The organism is Pseudomonas sp. DWRC2-2, assembly GCF_049897885.1.
Classification (GTDB): domain Bacteria; phylum Pseudomonadota; class Gammaproteobacteria; order Pseudomonadales; family Pseudomonadaceae; genus Aquipseudomonas; species Aquipseudomonas azotoformans_A.
This window is the reverse complement of the sequence record NZ_JAFCXD010000002.1, coordinates 29353-48023: the sequence shown is the minus strand read 5'-3', so window position 1 is coordinate 48023 and position 18671 is coordinate 29353. Positions and strand designations below refer to the sequence as shown.

At 60.2% G+C, this 18671-nt stretch carries 15 protein-coding genes and 2 pseudogenes; 7 read left to right on the top strand and 10 right to left on the bottom strand.

Going from position 1 to position 18671, the window contains the following annotated elements; all coding sequences use genetic code 11:
- Position 1: 1 nt before the first annotated feature.
- Positions 2-4294 (bottom strand): AvrE-family type 3 secretion system effector, encoded by a 4293-nt coding sequence (locus ACP7EW_RS08635; protein ID WP_426216484.1) that lies wholly within the window; start codon positions 4292-4294, stop codon positions 2-4.
- A gap of 179 nt (positions 4295-4473) precedes the next feature.
- On the opposite strand from ACP7EW_RS08635, the gene ACP7EW_RS08630 reads away from it, so the two are divergent.
- From ACP7EW_RS08630 to ACP7EW_RS08615, 4 genes are all read left to right on the top strand, one after another.
- Positions 4474-5253 (top strand): PhzF family phenazine biosynthesis protein, encoded by a 780-nt coding sequence (locus ACP7EW_RS08630; protein ID WP_426216482.1) that lies wholly within the window; start codon positions 4474-4476, stop codon positions 5251-5253.
- A 36-nt stretch (positions 5254-5289) separates the two neighbouring features.
- The gene (gene ggt / locus ACP7EW_RS08625) at positions 5290-7119 is read left to right on the top strand and encodes a gamma-glutamyltransferase (protein WP_426216480.1); all 1830 of its coding nucleotides are present in this window, start codon (positions 5290-5292) and stop codon (positions 7117-7119) included.
- 26 nt (positions 7120-7145) lie between these two features.
- Positions 7146-7898: a peptidoglycan editing factor PgeF gene (gene pgeF, locus ACP7EW_RS08620; RefSeq protein ID WP_426216478.1), complete on the top strand. Its 753-nt coding sequence runs from the start codon at positions 7146-7148 to the stop codon at positions 7896-7898.
- A 444-nt stretch (positions 7899-8342) separates the two neighbouring features.
- The gene (locus tag ACP7EW_RS08615) at positions 8343-8657 is read left to right on the top strand and encodes a helix-turn-helix domain-containing protein (RefSeq protein ID WP_061435214.1); all 315 of its coding nucleotides are present in this window, start codon (positions 8343-8345) and stop codon (positions 8655-8657) included.
- Positions 8658-8683: 26 nt separating this feature from the next.
- Here ACP7EW_RS08615 and ddlA read toward each other — a convergent pair whose 3' ends face one another.
- The 4 genes from ddlA to ACP7EW_RS08595 are packed head-to-tail and all read right to left on the bottom strand — an operon-like array spanning position 8684 to position 11287.
- The gene (gene ddlA, locus ACP7EW_RS08610) at positions 8684-9778 is read right to left on the bottom strand and encodes a D-alanine--D-alanine ligase (protein ID WP_061435213.1); all 1095 of its coding nucleotides are present in this window, start codon (positions 9776-9778) and stop codon (positions 8684-8686) included.
- A 44-nt stretch (positions 9779-9822) separates the two neighbouring features.
- Positions 9823-10461, bottom strand: coding sequence for a LysE family transporter (locus ACP7EW_RS08605; protein ID WP_038842764.1), 639 nt, complete (start codon positions 10459-10461; stop codon positions 9823-9825).
- 33 nt (positions 10462-10494) lie between these two features.
- Complete coding sequence (locus tag ACP7EW_RS08600) at positions 10495-10716, bottom strand: helix-turn-helix domain-containing protein (RefSeq protein ID WP_033898429.1); 222 nt, start codon at positions 10714-10716, stop codon at positions 10495-10497.
- A 7-nt stretch (positions 10717-10723) separates the two neighbouring features.
- Positions 10724-11287 (bottom strand): DUF2975 domain-containing protein, encoded by a 564-nt coding sequence (locus ACP7EW_RS08595; protein ID WP_033898428.1) that lies wholly within the window; start codon positions 11285-11287, stop codon positions 10724-10726.
- Between the two features lie 198 nt (positions 11288-11485).
- On the opposite strand from ACP7EW_RS08595, the gene ACP7EW_RS08590 reads away from it, so the two are divergent.
- Positions 11486-12307 (top strand): AraC family transcriptional regulator, encoded by an 822-nt coding sequence (locus ACP7EW_RS08590; RefSeq protein WP_033898427.1) that lies wholly within the window; start codon positions 11486-11488, stop codon positions 12305-12307.
- On the opposite strand, the gene ACP7EW_RS08585 is transcribed toward ACP7EW_RS08590, so the two are convergent.
- A complete protein-coding gene (locus ACP7EW_RS08585) occupies positions 12284-13621 on the bottom strand; it encodes an MFS transporter (RefSeq protein WP_426218032.1) in 1338 nt (445 codons plus the stop codon). The genes ACP7EW_RS08590 and ACP7EW_RS08585 overlap by 24 nt on opposite strands.
- 122 nt (positions 13622-13743) lie before the next feature.
- Between ACP7EW_RS08585 and ACP7EW_RS08580 the strand changes: the two genes are divergently transcribed.
- Positions 13744-14628, top strand: coding sequence for a LysR family transcriptional regulator (locus tag ACP7EW_RS08580; protein ID WP_426216473.1), 885 nt, complete (start codon positions 13744-13746; stop codon positions 14626-14628).
- Positions 14629-14631: 3 nt separating this feature from the next.
- On the opposite strand, the gene ACP7EW_RS08575 is transcribed toward ACP7EW_RS08580, so the two are convergent.
- From ACP7EW_RS08575 to ACP7EW_RS08560, 4 genes and pseudogenes are all read right to left on the bottom strand, one after another.
- On the bottom strand, positions 14632-15207 hold the full coding sequence (locus tag ACP7EW_RS08575; RefSeq protein WP_426216471.1) for a flavin reductase family protein: 576 nt from the start codon (positions 15205-15207) through the stop codon (positions 14632-14634).
- A gap of 53 nt (positions 15208-15260) precedes the next feature.
- Positions 15261-15692, bottom strand: a pseudogene (locus ACP7EW_RS08570) (methyl-accepting chemotaxis protein); the annotation flags it as partial.
- Positions 15693-15800: 108 nt separating this feature from the next.
- A pseudogene (locus tag ACP7EW_RS08565) lies at positions 15801-16487 on the bottom strand (PAS domain-containing protein); the annotation flags it as partial.
- Positions 16488-16682: 195 nt separating this feature from the next.
- Positions 16683-17015 carry a DUF2790 domain-containing protein gene (locus ACP7EW_RS08560; RefSeq protein ID WP_033898422.1) on the bottom strand — a complete coding sequence of 111 codons (333 nt, stop codon included), beginning with the start codon at positions 17013-17015 and terminating at the stop codon, positions 16683-16685.
- Between the two features lie 226 nt (positions 17016-17241).
- On the opposite strand from ACP7EW_RS08560, the gene ACP7EW_RS08555 reads away from it, so the two are divergent.
- Complete coding sequence (locus ACP7EW_RS08555; RefSeq protein ID WP_426216469.1) at positions 17242-18561, top strand: OprD family porin; 1320 nt, start codon at positions 17242-17244, stop codon at positions 18559-18561.
- Positions 18562-18671: the final 110 nt, after the last annotated feature.

Here is an 18671-nt window from a genome sequence, read left to right as displayed (position 1 = left end):
TTCAGCTCGCTGACAGACCTTGCGTCCTCACGCGCAGGTCTCCCAGGTCAATCGTCAGATCAGGGCGCGGCAGACTACCCAGCGTGTCGTTCAGGTTCATTCGCAATGGCTTGTCGGAGTCCTGTCCGTATTCAAGGTCTGCATTGACGCGCGCCTGGGAATGACTCAAGCCGGCACTGCTGGAAAAACTGAGATTCGTCAGAGCGGGTATCGACATGCCATGGGACTGGGTGGCGGTGTAGCTCAGGCTCATGTGCTTGACCCGCAGATTGTTGCGATCACTCAATGCGCGCTTGACCAGCGGCTCGGTACTTTCTCCGGCAAGGTGACTGCGCTCTATCGCTCGCAGGACCTCTGGCTTGAGCTCCATGCCAAGCGTGACTGAAGTGCCTTCGCCACGCTGCAACTGATCGAGCACCTGGGCAAACTGCGGATCATCCTTCATCCATTGTTCAATCGCTGCTTTGTTGGCCGGCGCCACATCATCCAGCCAGGCATGGCGCCCATCGTCCCGCAAGCCGACACGGGTGACCGATGACTCAACCGACGCCAGTTGGCGCAACCCATTCCTTGCCAGGTTTTGCTGGTTCATCAGCTTGTCGAGTGATTGGCTGATCGCGTGATAGGCGTCCGGTTTTGTTGCAAGGGACGGATGAGTCGCGAGGAACTGCTGCAGAGTGGCCAACTGTTGATCCACTGTGCCCTCCGACAGCTCGGTCGATGCCAGCTCCCGCCTGAACGTCGGCGAGTAGAGCGACACGCTGCGTTTGAGCTCATCAACCTGCGACTGGCTCACCGGTTGCGGATGTTTGAAGGCAAAATTGAAGGCCCGGGATACCCCGCGATCAAACCGCACCATGACCGATAACTCCGGCAGCGCGAACGCAATCGCGCTGGGGCCACCACTGCCAGCATTGCCCAACACCAACGCGCCGAGCGGCACGCTATTGGCCCCTACTCCGCCCTGTCGCAGAAGCTGCGCGCCAGCGGCGCTACCGTGGCGGGTACCTTCTGCGGTACGCGTGCTTGATTGGCTCTTGTCCGCATGCGCGAGATTGAGATTGCCCACCCCACCAATGCCCGCGCGGATCACTGAGTCGAGGGCGGCGATGTCCTCCTGAGGGCTGTACATCAAACGCAATTGCGCAAGTGCGTCCAGGTTAACGTCGCCACTGAGTTTCGAGCTTGTACCTGCCGAGTGCCCCTCGCCCAGCGCCAGCAAGTCGTAGACGGTCCCGGTCTCGCCGGTCAGGATCGCCATCATCTTGCCAAAGTCTGACTCTTTCACATCAAAGCCAATGCTGGATCCCGTGTTTTTCGCCACCATTGCGCTCAATTCCGCAGCCACCCTCAAGCCTGGCCTCACCGCACCTGCCCCACCTCCCAGCGTCACACCCGAAGCCACCGAACCCACCAACCGTCGCGTGTTGTCCGTGCTGATTTCAACGCGGGCACCTTTGTCGGTACGACTGATACTCACACCATGAGTGTGGGACGCGGATGCCTCCAGAAAAAACTCCACAGGGGCTACCGGTTTTATCCCCGTCACGATCAACCCCAGGGTTTTACCTTGGGTTCGGCTCGGAGAAAGGGTCTGGCCACTGCCCAGGTTCTGTATCTGCTGCGTCATCGCCTCTTTGATCGGCGCATCCTTGGGCAACCCCAACAGGCCCGAAAGATGCCAATGAAGCGCAGAGCCAGGCGTTCCAAGGTCCTTGGCCAACAGTTTGAAATTGCCATACAACGATTCCGCCTGCTCGTAACTGGCGATGCCTTGGCTGGCCAACGTATGCACAGGGCTATCCTGGAACGCTCGCATGACATCGCGCAGAGACGTTTCTATACGCGTCAAGGCACTAGGGCTATGGCCCGACGTAGCGTCGAGCGCCTGTACCAGGTCCGCCAACTGCTTGAGCGTACTCGCATGATGGATCAGGTCGCCCTCGATCAGCGCCGAGGGGTGGTCAAGGTTTCGCTTGCGCTCGGGCATGGACTTGGGCAGCGACAAGCCCTGCCCTTCGAAGTTGGTCAGCAACACGGCGGTCGACTTTTCCGGCGAAGGAGAGACTCTCTTGAACGCTTCATACAGCGAGTGCAGCGTCGAATCTGGCGGAATGGTCGCCCGGTTCAATGTGGGCTGAGGGTCAAACGCAACACCGTGTGCATCACCCAAGCGGCGCGCACTTGACTGGCTGCTCTGCTCTACCTGCGTCAACGCCTGGCGGATCTGTTCGGCCAGTGCCTGTCGCGGCCCAGGTTCGCTCAGGGCAGCGAGCCGATGATTGAGATCAGCAGAAACCGGTCGGCTCTGAGCGAGTGCATTGAGTTGCTGGTGCAATCGCTGATCGTCAGCGTAGACGTCCTCCAATCCCTTGCGGCCATTGAAGTGTTGCGCAACGCCTTTAGCCTTTTGGCCGAGGGCTTCCAGGGGGTGAAAGTGTGCACCGATGCCTTGGAAAAATGAACGCTTGAGCGGTATCCCTTCACGGGTTTGTCCCAAGACATTACTGCTGACCGTCAGTGCCCCTCCGGAGAACTGCGCGCGCATTGGTGTGCTCGCCAACGTGTCGGCCAGCGACGGCGCCTGGGACGCCAATGGCAGCGGGCCCCACTCCATTGCGCTGCTGGAAACATTGTCCAGTTGGAAAAACTGCTGATCCCACCCTCCGATCAGGTGATGGTCAGCCCCCGTGCGCAAGGACTCCAACGGTTGGCGACCCGGTAATTCAACCCTGCTCCAACGTTGCGCGCTCGCGGTATTGCCCTGCCAGGCCTGACGATCCAACCTGAATAGCTCACCGCGCCGTGTGTGCGCATAAAGATTACCCACGTGATCCAAGGCCAGTGTTTTTATATCAATCGAAGGCGACGCGTGAAGCGGCCTCGCATCCCCGTCGTGATGAACCTGAAGCTGGTGATCCTGATCGACGGTGACAAAATTGCGCCCGTCGACGACCGCGAATCCGGTAATGCGTCGCTGATCATTGCCTGCAAGCACTTCGTCAACAGACACCTGCGGGCGCGGAATGGGAAGCGCGGCCAAATCATGACTGGCCCCCTCAATCAGCGGGTCGCGCACTCTACCGATGGCCACGGCCTTCAGTTGCCCGTCTTGCAGCACATAGGCACGGCTATCCAACCCGCGCTCCAGATGTTCGACGCCAGGTTGAGCAGTGTCTTGCCAACGTTGCGCCGCCGCGTCCCAGGTCAGCAGGCTGCCTGCATCCAACGCCACCTTGCCCCGCTGTCCAAGGTCGACCGCCGCCGCCAGTGCCTGTTGACTGGGCAGAGGCAGGCCTTTCTCAATGCCCTTGACCAGCACGTCGCTGAGGTTCCATTGCGGGCGTAGCGCGTCTGCGTCACTTAAAGGCACGCTGTGCAATTGCTCACGCGCGTCACGCACCTGAGCATTGAGTTGCCCCGCATCATCATGAAAGAAGCCTTCGACACGGACGGCCCCCTTCAGCGCTCGCTCCAGCGAGTCGACTGGTTGCCCGACCATCGGCAGCTGCTGATCTAGTGCCATACGCAGGTCTGCTTGGACCAGCTCGCCGTCCGTTGTCGCACCATACAGCGTGTTTCCAGACAACCCGATACGTGCGAGCTGCACAGGCACTCCTGCCTCATCCACCGGCTGCAACGCCTGTACACTCCCGCCCTGGACCTGCACAAAAGAAGCATCCAGGGTCTGGCTCAACTGCACCGTCGTACGGCCATGCGCACTGCTGTCTGCAAAGCCTTTGGGGGTCTTCAGCAACTGCCCTTCGTTCGTCAGGCCAATGCGGCTGAGTGCACGGCTATCTGCGTCGGGCACCCAGGAAAGCGTGAGGGGTTCAAAACGAAACAGGCGCTGGCCCTCCAGACGAAACTGCTGGCCATCCACCGTCGTCTGAACAGCGCTGACACTCCCCACATGCGCGCGCCCCAGGCTCTCGCCAGCGCCGCCGGTTGTATCCGCAAGACTGCTTTTGAACACCGCAGCAACAGCCGGCGTGGATTGGATGTGAAACACGTACTGGCGCTCATCCTTCATCCGCAACGTACCTGCTGCAGAAGGACCATCAGCCACATAGTGCTTATCGGGCTGGTTGAGGTGGCGGGCAATCTCACGCCCGGTGAGTGTCGTATCAGCCTGCACCTTGCCATCGCGCAGGGACGCATCGAACTGCATCGAAGTCGGTTGTAACGATTGATAGTGCAACAACACGGGCGGAGGCGGTTCCTGGGCCGGCCTCTTCAAGCGTTCCACCAGGTCATGCTGCAGCTTAAAGAGAGCTTTCAATTCTGTGCGCATGGCAATACTCCCAAACAAAATTCATCACAGCTGTCTAGTGGGTATCCGCCCTGTTTGGTTCCAGGCAGGCTTTTCCATAACGGTGACTGCATGCGCAGGAAAAAACCGCTCATCTGTATTTTGACGCTTGCCTGACCCACTGTTAGTGTCCGGCTCCACCCTTACACGGAGTGCTCTCGATGAAACTGGATATCTATCAAGTCGACGCTTTCAGCCAGTCCGTCTTCGGCGGCAACCCGGCCGCTGTCTGCCCGCTGACCGAGTGGCTCAGCGATGAGCAGCTGCAAAACATCGCGGCAGAAAACAACCTCTCTGAAACCGCCTACTTCGTGCCCCGTGACGGGTTCTACGAGTTGCGCTGGTTTACGCCGGAAGTCGAAGTGGACCTGTGCGGCCACGCCACACTTGCGGCGGCGTGTGTGTTGATTCACCAACTGCTGGATGCGCCTGAAGTGTTGTGCTTTGCGACACGCAGCGGCGAACTGCGGGTGACCCGCAACGGCAATGAACTGGCGATGGACTTCCCGGCCAAGCAACCCCAACCCTGCGAACCACCCGACGGAATGTTGAGCGCGCTGGGCATTGAACAGGCCGACGTGTTCAGCACCGATGACTACATCGTGTTGCTGGAAGACGAAGCGCACGTCGCCGCACTGAAGCCGGATTTCGCCCGCCTCAAAGGCTTGCCGAAACGCGGAATTGCAGTGACCGCCAAAAGCGCGCGATTTGATTTTGTTTCGCGCTGGTTCGGTCCCAACGTGGGTGTGAATGAAGACCCGGTCACGGGCTCAGCCCACACTTCACTGGCGCCGTTCTGGGCCGAACGCTTGGGCAAGTCGCAACTGACAGCGGAACAAGGCGGAACGCGCCGCGGCCAACTGAGTTGCGAACTCAAAGGTGACCGCGTGATCATTTCCGGCCATGCCGTGCTCTACCTGCAAGGCACGATTTACCTGTAAAACGCAGTACCCCAAGGACAACAGATCATTCTCAAAATGAACGGAGTTCAGCGCGTGTTTTCGATTTCCCGCCGTCAACTGTCGGTGATTGCCGCAGCCCTCGCCCTGGCTGCATGCAATACCTCTGTCAACGAACAGCCACCGGCTCCCGAACTGGGTTCAGGCTATCGCACCGACCTCACCACCCAACACGCCGAGCGCCATATGGCCGCCGCCGCCAACCCCCTGGCGGCCGAGGCTGGACGCGAAATGCTGCGCAAAGGCGGTTCGGCGATTGATGCGGCGATTGCGATGCAGGCGGTGTTGACCCTGGTGGAGCCGCAGTCATCCGGCATCGGCGGTGGTGCGTTCATCATGCTGTGGGACGGAAAAACCGTGCACGCCTATGACGGCCGCGAAACCGCGCCGGCCGGGGCGACGGAGCGGTTGTTCCTGAAGGCCGATGGAAAGCCGATGGCATTCCCAGAGGCGCAGATTGGTGGGCGTTCGGTCGGCACGCCTGGGGTATTGCGAGCACTGGAGATGGCTCACAAGAAGACCGGTCACCTGCAATGGGCCGAGCTGTTCGAGCCGGCAATCCGTTTGGCGGAACAGGGCTTCGCGATTTCTCCACGCCTGCACAGCCTGATCGCAGCCGACCGCTCTATCGCACAATCGCCAGACATGGCGGCGTACTTCCTGAACGCCGATGGCACGCCGAAAGCCACCGGTACCCTGTTGAAAAACCCGGCACTGGCCAATGTATTCAAACGCATCGCCAAGGAAGGCCCGGATGCGCTGTATCAAGGGCCGATTGCTGATGAAATCGTGCGCAAGGTGCAGGGCCATCGTAACGCGGGCAGCCTGTCCCAGGCGGATCTCAGGGGCTATACCGCCAAGGAGCGTACGCCGCTGTGCCATGACTACAAACAATGGAAAGTCTGCGGTATGCCGCCGCCGTCATCCGGTGGAGTCGCCATCGCGCAAATCCTCGGCACCTTGCAGGCGCTGGAGGCCCGCAATCCCGCCCTGGCCATCGCCCCCATGCTCCCAGTGAAAAGCACGTCGCCTGCCGGCCTTGAGCCCACACCGGAAGCCGTGCACCTGCTGGCCGAAGCTGGGCGCCTGGCGTTTGCCGATCGCGCGCTCTATGTCGCCGACGCGGACTTCGTTCCGGTGCCGGTGGCAGGCCTTGTCGCACCGGATTACCTGGCCAAGCGTGCGGCCTTGATTGGCGAGCGCAGCATGGGCATCGCCAAGCCGGGTGTACCGGCAGGCATCCAGGTGGCCTATGCGCCGGACCGCTCGCCGCTGCGCATTTCCACCTCGCAAGTGGTCGCTGTGGATGACCTGGGCGGCGCCGTGTCGATGACCACCACGGTGGAAGCGGCATTCGGCTCCCATGTGATGGTGCAGGGCTTCTTGCTCAATAACCAGATGACCGACTTCTCGTTTATCCCTGAAGAAAATGGCCAGCCTGTCGCCAACCGCGTCGAGCCCGGCAAACGCCCGCGTTCGGCCATGGCGCCAACCCTGGTGTTCGATCGCAACAGCGGCGAGTTACTGGCCACGGTCGGCTCGCCCGGCGGCTCGCAAATCATCGAGTACGTGAGCAAGTCCCTGGTGGCGATGCTCGACTGGAAACTCGACCCGCAAACCGCCATCAGCCTGCCTAACTTCGGCAGCCGCAATGGCGCGACCGAACTGGAAACCGGTCTGTTCAGCCCCGCGCTGAAACAGGCCCTCAAGGAAAAGGGCCATGCGCTGAGCGAGATCGATATGACCAGCGGAATCCAGGCCATCGTCCGCACGCGGGATGCCCAGGGCAAAGTGTCGCTGAGCGGCGGCGCCGACCCTCGGCGCGAAGGCGAAGCGGTTGGCGACTGACGATTCAATCAACGGAGAATGCGCTCTTGCAACAGGCAGATAATCTCGGCGCCATTCCTGGCGTCGACCACGGTTTTTGTTCGATCAATGATCCACTGCGCCCGCAAGAAGTGTTTATCTGCAAGCAGGTACACAGCGCGTCAGTGATTGAATGGCAAGCGGACCAGGTGCCCAATACGGTAGAGGCAGATGGCGTGTGCACCGGCGAGCATCAGCCCATCGCGGTAATCACCGCCGATTGCCTGCCCATTCTTATTGCCTCGAAAAATGGCGAGAAAATCGCCGCAGTGCATGGCGGATGGAAGGGATTACACGCAGGGATTATTGCTAACACCGTGCAGCGCTTCGCGGATGAAGGCGTTGCCGCCGACCAGTTGCGGGTGGCGATAGGGCCGTCGATCAAGCCGTGCTGTTATGAGGTGAGCGAGGCGTTTATCACGCAGTTCCAGGCGGATCAGGGGCACTTGTGGTTAAGCGGGCGAGCGCCGTGGAGCGTGGTGCAACCCGCGCCATTGCTACCACCTGAAATCGCACCACCCCATCCCCGGCAAGCCGCAAGTGCGTGGTTTGATTTGAGTGGTTATGGCGTGATGTTGCTGCAAGCGGCCGGGCTGCGGCGGGATCAGATCGAGGTGAGTGAGGTGTGCACTTACTGCACGTCACCCACCTTTGCCAGCTACCGCCGAAGGACGCACCACCCGGAGGAGGTGAAGACGCTGATTTACTCGTGGATTGCTCGCACGGGGCCGCGAGAGAAAACCTACAAACCACTTTCTTAGGCCCTACTCATACCTTCATTGCGTAACGTGGGTGTCACGTTTTGCGATAAAAGGCCCCTTGAGTCTCTCCTTTTCTCCTGCGATTTTCTGGCTCGCCCTTTCTTGCCAGAGGCTACGTCAAGGACGTAGAATTTCGCGTGTTGACGATCATAGAATCTCCGTTGTTCAGCAGGCTGTGGCCTGACTATTGGACCGAAGAGGAAAGAGGCATTTTCATGGCTTTTCTAGCCAGCCATCCTGAAGCAGGTAGCGTTGTACCAGGCTCAGGTGGATGCCGGAAAGTGCGCTGGAGCCTGGATGGCCGAGGTAAAAGTGGCTCAGTTAGGATCATCTACACCACACAGCTGGCTTGTGGAGCCCTGGTTGCACTACTGATTTATGGCAAGAATGCAACCGAAAGCATTCCAGCGCACACCCTGTACAAAATCGCGAAGGAAATGAACCATGCCACTCACTGAGAAACAGCTGAAGGAACGTGACGCCAAGCGCAATATCGGCGAAGAATTACTGGCGGCTGTTCAGGATGTCAAAGCGGGGCGATACGGTGCAGTACACCAGGTAGAGGTCACTCAAGCGGCCGAAGCAAGAAGTAAGACAGGGTTGTCGCAACCCAAGTTTGCTGAGCTTTTGGGGGTTTCGGTAAGAACCCTCCAAGAGTGGGAGCAAGGCCGCCGATCGCCTTCTGGCGCAGCTCGATCGCTGCTGCATATTGCAGCGATCAGACCGGACGTGTTTCGGGAAGTCCTCAGTAACGCCTGATAGCGTTACCCAGTCCTGGGCAGTGACTACCGGCTGATCTTGAGCGCCTTACGCCCCGCATGCCGCTCCAACGCCAGCTCGATCAACCGGCTCACCAGCTCGCTGTAGCTCATCCCCGCCGCCTGCCAAAGCTTGGGGTACATGCTGATACGGGTGAAGCCGGGCAGTGAGTTGATTTCATTGATCAGCACTTCACCCTCGTCTGTGAGGAACACGTCGACCCGTGCCAGACCGGAACAGCCCAGCACCTCGAAGGCCTCGATGGCCAACCCGCGAATGCGCTCGCTGGCTTCCAGGCTGATGTCGGCGGGCACCACTACCTGGGCCGCCTGGTCGTCGATGTATTTGCTGTCGTAGGAATAGAAACCGCTGCTCACCACGATCTCGCCACAACCGCTGGCGATGGGGTTTTCGTTGCCGAGCACGGCGCATTCGATTTCACGGCCTTTTACGGCGGATTCAACCAACACCTTTTCATCAAAACCAAGGGCCAGTTCGACGGCGGCGAAGTACTCGGCTTCGTCGCCTACTTTACTCACACCTACCGAAGAACCCTGGTTCGCGGGTTTGACGAACATCGGCAGGCCGAGCTTGTTCACCGCCGCCTCGAACGAAGTGCGCGCCGCGTTGCTGCGGGTCAGGGTGATGAACGGGGTGACGGCAATGCCGGCATCGCGCAGCAGGCGCTTGCTGATGTCCTTGTCCATGCACACCGCCGAGCCGAGTACGTCGGAGCCGACAAAAGGCAGGTCCGCCATGCGCAGCAAGCCCTGCAGGCAACCGTCTTCGCCAAGGGTGCCGTGGACGATGGGAAAAATCACATCCACATGTTCCAGCAGGCCCGAACCCGAAGTCTCCACCAGTTGCTGGCTGGCCTTGCCGGGCACCACCGCCAGCTCGCGGTTGGACTGGTTGAGGGCGATCAGGGCCGGGTTTTCCTGGTTGAGCAGGAAGTTCGACGTATCGTTGAGGTGCCAATGGCCGGCCTTGTCGATACCGATCAACACCGGCTCGAAACGGGAGCGGTCCAGCGCGTCAACAATGTTGCGCGCCGATTGCAACGAGACTTCGTGCTCGGCCGACCGGCCACCAAAAATAATACCTACCCGCACCTTGCTCATGACCCGGCCTCACTGTTGAAAGTAAGGCTTCTTACCACGGGCGGTCAGCGATTCGCTACCAGATGTGCACCGAACAGCAGGTAGCAGCCACCGGCAAAGCGGTCGAGCCACTTGCGCGAGCGGCTGTAAAGGTCGGCCATGCGCTCACTGGAAAACACCAGGGCCACGCAGGAATACCAGCTGAACGACAAGGTGGCCATGGTCATGACCGCCAGGGTCAGCAGCATCGGCGAGGGAGACGGTGGCATGGTGGACGCGAAGATGGTCGCCACAAACAGAGCCGCCTTGGGGTTGGACAAGTTGCCCAGCAACCCCAGGCGCCAGGCGGAGAACAATGAGCGACGCGCCTCGTCCGGCAGCACACTCTGGCTCATGGCGGGTGCCGAGCGTTTGAACAGTTTCAGGCCGAGATAAATCAGGTAGCAACCGCCGATGATCTTGAACGCCATGTACAGCATGGGCGCGGCGGTAAACAGCGACTTGATGCCCAAGCCGCCCGCGAGCCCCCACATGACAGTTCCGGTGGCCACTCCGGCCGATGCCACCACGCCATGGCGACGTGAGCAACTGGCCGCCAGTTGTGCGGTGTTGAAAAAGTTGGGGCCCGGTGTCACCACCGCGACCGTCCAGAGCAGGGCCAATGACAACAACGGCGCAGCGTATGGCAGGTTGGAAAGCAGCATCGAATGATCCTTCTTCGCAGTGTTGATAAGGCCCTACTGGTCGGCAACCGGCTCTGGCGTATGAACCAGCAAGTCACCGGGCTGACAATCCAGGTAAGTACAGATGGCATCCAGCGTCCCGAGCCTGATGCCTTTGACCTTGCCCTGCTTGAGCAAGGAAAGGTTCTGTTCAGTAATCCCGATGGCCGCCGCCAGGTCCTTGGACTTGACCTTGCGCCGGGCAAGCATGACATCCAACTCAATCACAATGGGCATGTCGATCTCAAACAAAAGTACGGTTTTCAGAATCCACTTCACTGGCCTGCAACAGGATACGCGCGATTACCGCAATACAGGCAGCCAGAAACAGGGCAACAAAGCTGGGCGCCGTCACGCTCAGGCTGATCATCCGCTGGCCGACCGGCTCGTTCATGGTCACCCAGACGCTCAATAGTGGCTCACATAAGAAATCCAGCAACACCCAGATCGCCACTGCTTTGCCAACCTTACCCAGATGCAACGCTGCCGCACTGGAGAAATACTCGCCTCGCGCATAATTTTTGAACAGCTTGCGCAGGTGATTCAGACCGGACGCCAGTGCCATCAAGGGAACACTGGACAACACGATCCCGCCCAGGATCTGCCAGAAGGGAAACAACGCCACCTGCTCGGCACGCCCTTGAATCTGGCGATCGCTCAGCGCGAAGCCAAACCCAAGCCCGTCGGCCGAAGAACTCAATACCGGAAACAGCCAGACAGCCGCGTTGAGCACCAACATGCTGATGATCAGCAGCAGGGTGATCATCGACATACGCTGGCTGAGTTGAGCAAGACGTTGGGTATTCATGAAAGGCCTCTCTGAAGGAATGTCGAGGCAAGATAATCAAAAAATTATCGTAAAACAATAATAATTCATTATAAAACAATACAAAAATAACCCTTTAACGCTCATAAACAGAAACCCGCACGATCATTCAAGACTCGGCAGACAACCTGCGCCAGACTGGGTTAACGTACTTCCCTCTCTTTTTTGTGACACACCACCATGGGCAAACCCACCGCCACCCTCGACTGGCTGCACCGCGCCCCGCATGCCAGTGGCCTGGACCGTATCGAGGCGTACTTTGCCGGCTTTGCCTTCGACCCGCATCGCCATGACACCTACGCCATCGGGCGTACATTGACCGGCGTGCAAAGCTTTCACTATCGTGGAGACATGGTCCACAGCCTGCCCGGCACCACCATGGTGCTGCACCCCGATGAGACCCACGACGGTCACGCAGGCAGTGATGAGGGCTTCAAGTACCGGATGATTTATGTCGAGCCGTCGCTGATCCAACAGATCCTCGGCGGCAAGCCACTGCCGTTTATCCCCAATGGTTTGTCCACCGACCTACGGCTGTTTCGCGCCAGCGAAGTGTTGCTGCAGAACCTGGATAACCCCATCGACCCGTTGCAGGAACAGGACGCCCTGTTCGACCTGGCCCACGCCTTGAGCAACGTCTCGGGCGGGATCATCAGCCGCAAGACGTTCGACTACGTGGCCGCCGAGCGTGCCCGGGAATTTATCCACGGCGCCCTGGGCCGCAGCATCACCCTGGATGAGATGGCCGACCATGCCGGTCGCGACCGCTGGGCCTTGTCGCGGGACTTTCGCCTGCTGTTCGGCACCAGCCCCTACCGCTACCTGACCATGCGTCGGTTGGACTTGGTGCGCAGCCTATTGGCCCAAGGCCAATCGCTGGTCGATGCGGCAATGACCGCCGGTTTCACCGACCAGAGTCACATGACCCGGCAATTTCGCAGCACCTACGGCATGCCACCGTCGCGCTGGGTAAAAATGTCAGACCGTTTCCAGAACAGATAACCCGGCCGGTTGCCTGAGACACAGTGCCAACACCGCGCCTGCCAGGGCGATCGCCGCGCTCCACCACAACGCCTGCTCGATGCCACCGGCGCTCGCTACCGACACCAGCACCGCCAACCCCAACGCCCCGCCGATCTGCTGGCTGGTGGACGCCATCCCCGCCGCCACGCCCTGCTCCCCTGGCCGGATACCCAGGCCCGCCGCCACCCACATCGCGGTCCAGGTCATGCCTTGCCCGACACTCAGGATGAAAATCCCCGGCAGTAACGACCAGAACCCCACGCCGGTCGGCAGCGCCCATACCACCAGCGCAATGCCCACCGCCCCCGCCAGTTGCCCGCAGACCAAGGTGTTGCGCAAACCCAGCCGAACCAGCGAGCGCTCTGCCAACCAGATGCCGAACGTACACACCAACGTCGCCGGCAAGAACGCCAGCCCCGCCTGCAATACGCTGTAGCCGTAGACCTGCTGGTAGTACAACGCGAGGAAGTAGTACTGCACGCCAAAACTGCTCATGAACACCGCCGTCAGCACCATGGCCATGCGCAGTTCGCGGTAAGCAAGCAGGCGCAGCGGCATCAGCGGGTCGCGGCCTCGATGCTCGATCCAGGCGAACAGCCCGAGCAGTGCCAATGCCAAGACCAGGCAGCCGAGGGTGGACGGTGCCGTCCAGCCCCATTCCGGGCCTTGTACCAACGAGAACACCAGCAAGGTACCGCCGACGGTCACAGTCAACGCGCCGCTGATATCAAAGTTGCGTCCACCCGCACGCTCACCATCAGCGGGGATCCAGTACCGCGCCGCCCACGCACAGCCGCCCGCCAGAGGCACGTTCACCAGAAATACCGCTTCCCAGCCCCACACCTGGGTCAGCACGCCGCCCAGCAACGCGCCCAACGCCAGCCCGGCCGCCGACGCCGCACTCCACACGGCAAACGCACGGTTGCGCGCCGGCCCTTCGGCGTAGTGGGTGTTGATCAGCGCGAGCGTGGCCGGGAACAGCATCGCGCCGCCCACACCCTGCACCGCCCGCGCCAGTACCAGCAATATCGCGCTGCCGCCCAGCACAGCCGCCAGGGAAGCCAGGGCGTAGAGCGACTGCCCCACCCGGTACAAACGTCGTTTGCCGAGCAAATCGGTGGCCCTGCCACCCAACAGCAAGAACCCGCCAAATGCCACGCTGTAGGCGCTGACCACCCACTGCAGTTGTTGGGCGGAAAAATCCAGGTGCATGCCGATCTGCGGCAGGGCAACAAACACGATGGTGGCGTCCAGCGCGATGATCAATTGCGCGGTGGCCAGCAACGTCAGCATCCAGCCTGAGGGTCGAGAAGGAGACATCACAGCGTCCTGTCCGAAAATAAGAGCGCATCAGTTTCTTTCATGCCTGATCGATGATAAATACCTCTATCACCCTTTCAGTAATGACTTTAATCATGGATCTGAACGCTGTTCGCCTGCTGGTCCGCGTGGCCGAAACCCGCAGTTTCACCCGCGCTGCCGGTGACCTGCGGCTGACCCAGTCCGGTCTGTCCCGCGCCATTTCGCGCCTGGAAAGCGAGCTGGGGGTTCGCCTGCTGCAACGCAACACGCGCAGCGTCAGCCTCACCCCCGACGGGCAGATGTTGTACGAGCGCAGTGCACCGTTGCTGGCGGAACTGGCCGAAGCCGAAAAACTGATGCTCGACCGACGCAGCAACCCGTCCGGCCTGTTGAAGATCAGCACGCCGTCGCTGTTCGGACGCAAAGTGGTGATGCCGGTGATCGGCGAATTGACCCTGCGTTACCCCGAGCTGCGCATCGAGGCAGTGATGACCGATCGCCTGGTGGATATCGTCGATGAAGGTTTCGATGCCTTGCTGCGTACCGGCGAGATCCAGGACCAGCGCCTGATCGCCCGCGCCCTGCCGCCACTGCGTTGGGTCACGGTCGCCGCACCCGCTTATCTCGCACGTTTCGGCACTCCGCACTGCGTCGATGACCTCAAGCACCACAACTGCCTCACCGTACGCAATCTACGCAGCGGCCGCCTGGTGGATTGGCAGTTCATGATCGACGGCAGGGTGCAGGATGTCAGTGTCGAAGGGCGGCTGATCTTCGATATCGGCGATGCGCTGGTGGACGGCGCCGTGGGTGGTTTTGGCGTTGCCCAGGTAATGGACTTTGCCGTGCGCGACGACCTCGCGGCCGGGCGCCTGGTTCCGGTGCTGGAAGACGTCGCCGGGCGCAGTCGAGCGATCTCGCTGGTCTATCCGCCGTCCCGGCAGTATTCACCGAAGTTGATGGCGTTTGCCGAAGCACTGGCAAACGCACGCTGGTAAGGCTTAGAGCTGACGCCCATCAATCGGCTGGCCGATGGTAAGGAAATGCCCGCCCGCCACATGGTGCAAGGTGCGCAGTTCATCATGGCCTTCAAAATGCCAGCGGCCGTCGCTGAATACGCGCGCGTCGGCATAGGCCGCCACCACTTCACCGAGGAACAGATCGTAGGTCTGCTGATTGTGGGGCTCGGGCAGCAGACGGCACTCCAGCCAGGCAACGCAACCTTCCAGCAACGGCGCTTCGGTGTGTTCACCCGTGAACGTCTGCAAGCCGTAGGCGGCAAATTTGTCAGTGTCGGCGCCGGTGGTGTTACCCACGGTTTGCACAAGGTCCGCCTGGGCCGCACAAGGCACCTGGAGCACAAAGGTGCCAGCGCTTTCGAGCAGTTGGCGGGTCCAGGTAGCCTTGTCCAGCACCACGGCGACTTTCGGCGGTTCGAAATCCAGCGGCATGGCCCAGGCAGCCGCCATGATATTGCGTTGGCCATTGTGCGCAGCGCTCACCAGCACGGTCGGACCGTGGTTGAGCAAACGATAGGCCTTGGACAGCGGAACGGGGCGACGGTGGGTAGGGCTCATGGACAGTCGGCTCTTCATGCAAGAAAGCGCCTACGATACCCGAAGCCCCCGGCTCAACTCGAGAGTTGGTTGGCGAACTGTCCTACCGCACTGACCACCTTTTGCGCGCCGTCCTGGATCTCCACGATCACCGTGCCCGCCTCGGCCGCCAGGGCCAGGCCTTGCTCGGCTTGCAGGCGACCCTCAGTCATCAGGCTCACAGCATCGCGCGCCATGTCCTGGTTCTGACGCACCACGCCGACAATCTCCTCGGTCGCCTTGCTGGTACGCGAGGCCAGTTGCCGCACTTCATCGGCCACTACCGCAAAACCACGCCCCTGCTCGCCTGCTCGCGCCGCTTCAATGGCCGCGTTGAGCGCCAGCAAGTTGGTCTGCTCGGCAATGCCGCTGATGGTCTTGACGATGGTCCCGATCACCTGGGATTGAGCGTTCAGCGCCTCGATGCCCTCGCCAGCCTGTTGCATGTGCTTGGCCAGGTCGCGCATCACATCCACCGCCTGGGTCACCACGGTAGTGCCGCGTTGGGCGCTGTTATCGGTTTGCAGCGAAGTGCTGTAGGCAATGTTCGCGGCCTCGGCCACCGCCTGTTCCTGATTGACCTGATCGGTGATCACCGTGGCGAACTTGACCACTTTGTACAGCCGGTCGGTGGCGTCCAGCACCGGGTTGTACGTCGCCTCCAGCCACACCACACGACCATGACTGTCGACACGCTTGAAGCGCGCCGCGACAAACTCACCGGCGTTCAGGCGCTTCCAGAAGTCCTGGTACTCGGTGCTGTTGTATTCCTCCGGTTCGCAGAACATGCGGTGATGTTTGCCCTGGATCTGCGCCAGGCTGTAACCCATGCCGCCCAGGAAACGCTCGTTCGCGGTCAGCACATGGCCACCGAGGTCGAACTCGATCACGGCGGTGGAACGCACCAGCGCAGTAATCAGGTTTTCGTGCTCGCGAGAAGCCTCGATGGTGCGGGTGAGGTCGCTGGAGTAAATCGAAAAATGCTTGATGCGCCCATCGGAGCTGCGCACCGGCTGCACAATCGAACGCAGCCAGGCTTCCTGGCCGTTGCCACGCATCAGGCGCACGGTACCGGCGAAGTGCTCGCCACGTACCAGGGCGTTCTTGAAGCGCTGCTGGAATTCATCCCGACGCACATGGACCGGCTCCAGATCTTCGATCTTTCGCCCCAGCAGTTGGCCGCTCTGATAGGCCAACTCTTGCAGGAAGTTGGCATTGGCCCACTCCACCCGGCCTTCGGCGTCCAGCGTCAGGCACAGCATTTCGCTTTCCAGGCTCTCCTTGACCTGATTCAAGCTGGACAATTCTTCGCGAAGAGCCGACAGCTCCTGCTTCAAACGGGTGTTGAACATGGGGCACCGATGGTCAAATGGGGAGAGTGATCTGACCTGCATCGGCGCTGTCGGGGTTTTCTGAAGAGGGCTTTAGCCCCAGGCCCAACTATATTTTTGGATCCATCAACTGCCATTGTTTCGGCATACCCCCATCACTTGGTACTCAAGGGTATTGAGCTTGCCGCTGGAGTCTTCGTAGGTCATACGCGACGGCACCGGGTTGCACGAACGGATCGGCGGCGTGACGTTGACCACCTTGGCGATGTCCAGCTTCATGCCATAGCGGTACGCCTGCACCTCGGGCGCCGGCTTGCCCTTTTTGGCGGCGTAGTCGGCCATGGCTTTCTGATTGCGCTCCATCATCAGCGCGAACGTACGATCGCCCCCGCCTTCAGCCAATGCGCCGAACGATAAAACTGCCGTTAACACGCCCAGCGCGATTTTATAAAAGTTCATGGTTAGTTCCTCAGTTGAAAAGTTCAGTGCCGAGACTAACCAACTGACCCTGACGCAATCTTCACCAGAACATTACTTATTTGTTAGAGAACGGTGAGTTTCCAGAATTGTAATCTTCACGCCACTTCTTCGTTATCCACGGTTTGCAACTATCAGCCCGGGCCAGATCAATAAGAACGCCCACTCCCATAAGAAGCTGAAAACTGCCATTACTTAGGAGCGAACCATGCGTATCCGTCACTACAGCCTTCCCCTTTCACTGTGCGCCGCCTTGCCCTTGGCCGCCGTGGCAGCGCAAGAGAAACCCGAGGGGTTTATCGAAGGCAGCAGCTTCAACGTGCTGGCGCGTAACTTTTACTTCAACCGCGATGATCGCAAGGGCCAGTCCAGCCCCACCGGCAACGGCTACTCAGAAGCCTGGGCGCAGGGATTGATTGGGCGCTTCGAATCCGGTTTTACCCAGGGCACCGTGGGGTTTGGCCTGGACGCATTCGCCATGGTCGGCGTGAAGCTGGATTCGGGCACCGGCCGCAGCGGTGGCAAAGGCTCGTTCGGCGTATTGCCGGTGGACAGCGATAACCGCCCGGAAGACAGCTACAGCAAATTCGGCGGCGCGGCGAAACTGCGCGTGCTGGATACCGTGATCAAGGCCGGCGATGTATTCCCGCTGACCCCGGTCGTGGCTTACGGAGATTCACGTGTTTTGCCGGAAAGCTTTCGCGGCGTCACCGCGCAAAACACCAGCCTTGAGGGCCTGAGTTTGCAGGGTGGGCGCTTGAGCGGCATGAGCCAGCCGACGCAAAGCGGCATGGACAAGGGCTTTGCCACCTTCTACGCAGGCCCGGTCGATTCGCCCTGGATCGGCTATTTCGGCGGCGACTACACCGTCAACAAAAACCTCAGTGTCAGCCTCTACAGCAGCCGCTTGAAAGACGCCTGGGACCAATACTACTTCGGCACCGCCGGCAACTATCCACTGGGCGAAGACATCTCGCTGTTCGGCGACTTCAACTACTACAAGGCCGTGGACGAAGGTAAAAAGCTGCTGGGCGAATTCGACAACAACATCTGGAGCGCCAGGCTCGGGGTCAAGGTCGGCGCCCACAGCCTAGCCGTCTCGCACCAACGCAACAATGGTGATGACGACTTCGATTACCTGCGCCAGTCCGACTCGATCTTCCTCAACAACTCGATCCAGTACAGCGACTTCAACTCGCCCAAGGAACGCTCGTGGATGCTGCGCTACGACCTGGACATGCAGGCGTTCGGCATTCCTGGTTTGTCGTTCATGACCCGCTACGGCAAAGGCACCGGCGCTGACTACAGCAACGCCAACGCGGTGTACATGCGCCGTGACGCGGCCGGCAACCCGCTCACCGATCAACGCCGCTGGGAGCGGGACATCGAGGCCAAATATGTGGTGCAAGGTGGCCGCTTGAAGGACTTATCGCTGCGACTGCGCCAGGCGACAGTGCGCTCAAGTGCATTTGAATCGGACCTGGAAGAAGTTCGCTTGATTGTCGAGTATCCCATTGCCGTGCTTTAAGGGACGCCAATTACATTCACTTGCCGATGCGCTACATCTGTTCACAAGTTGAAGTCTGTCAGAACTGTAATATTGGCCTCACCTTCCCGTTAAGTTGCACTTTTTACACT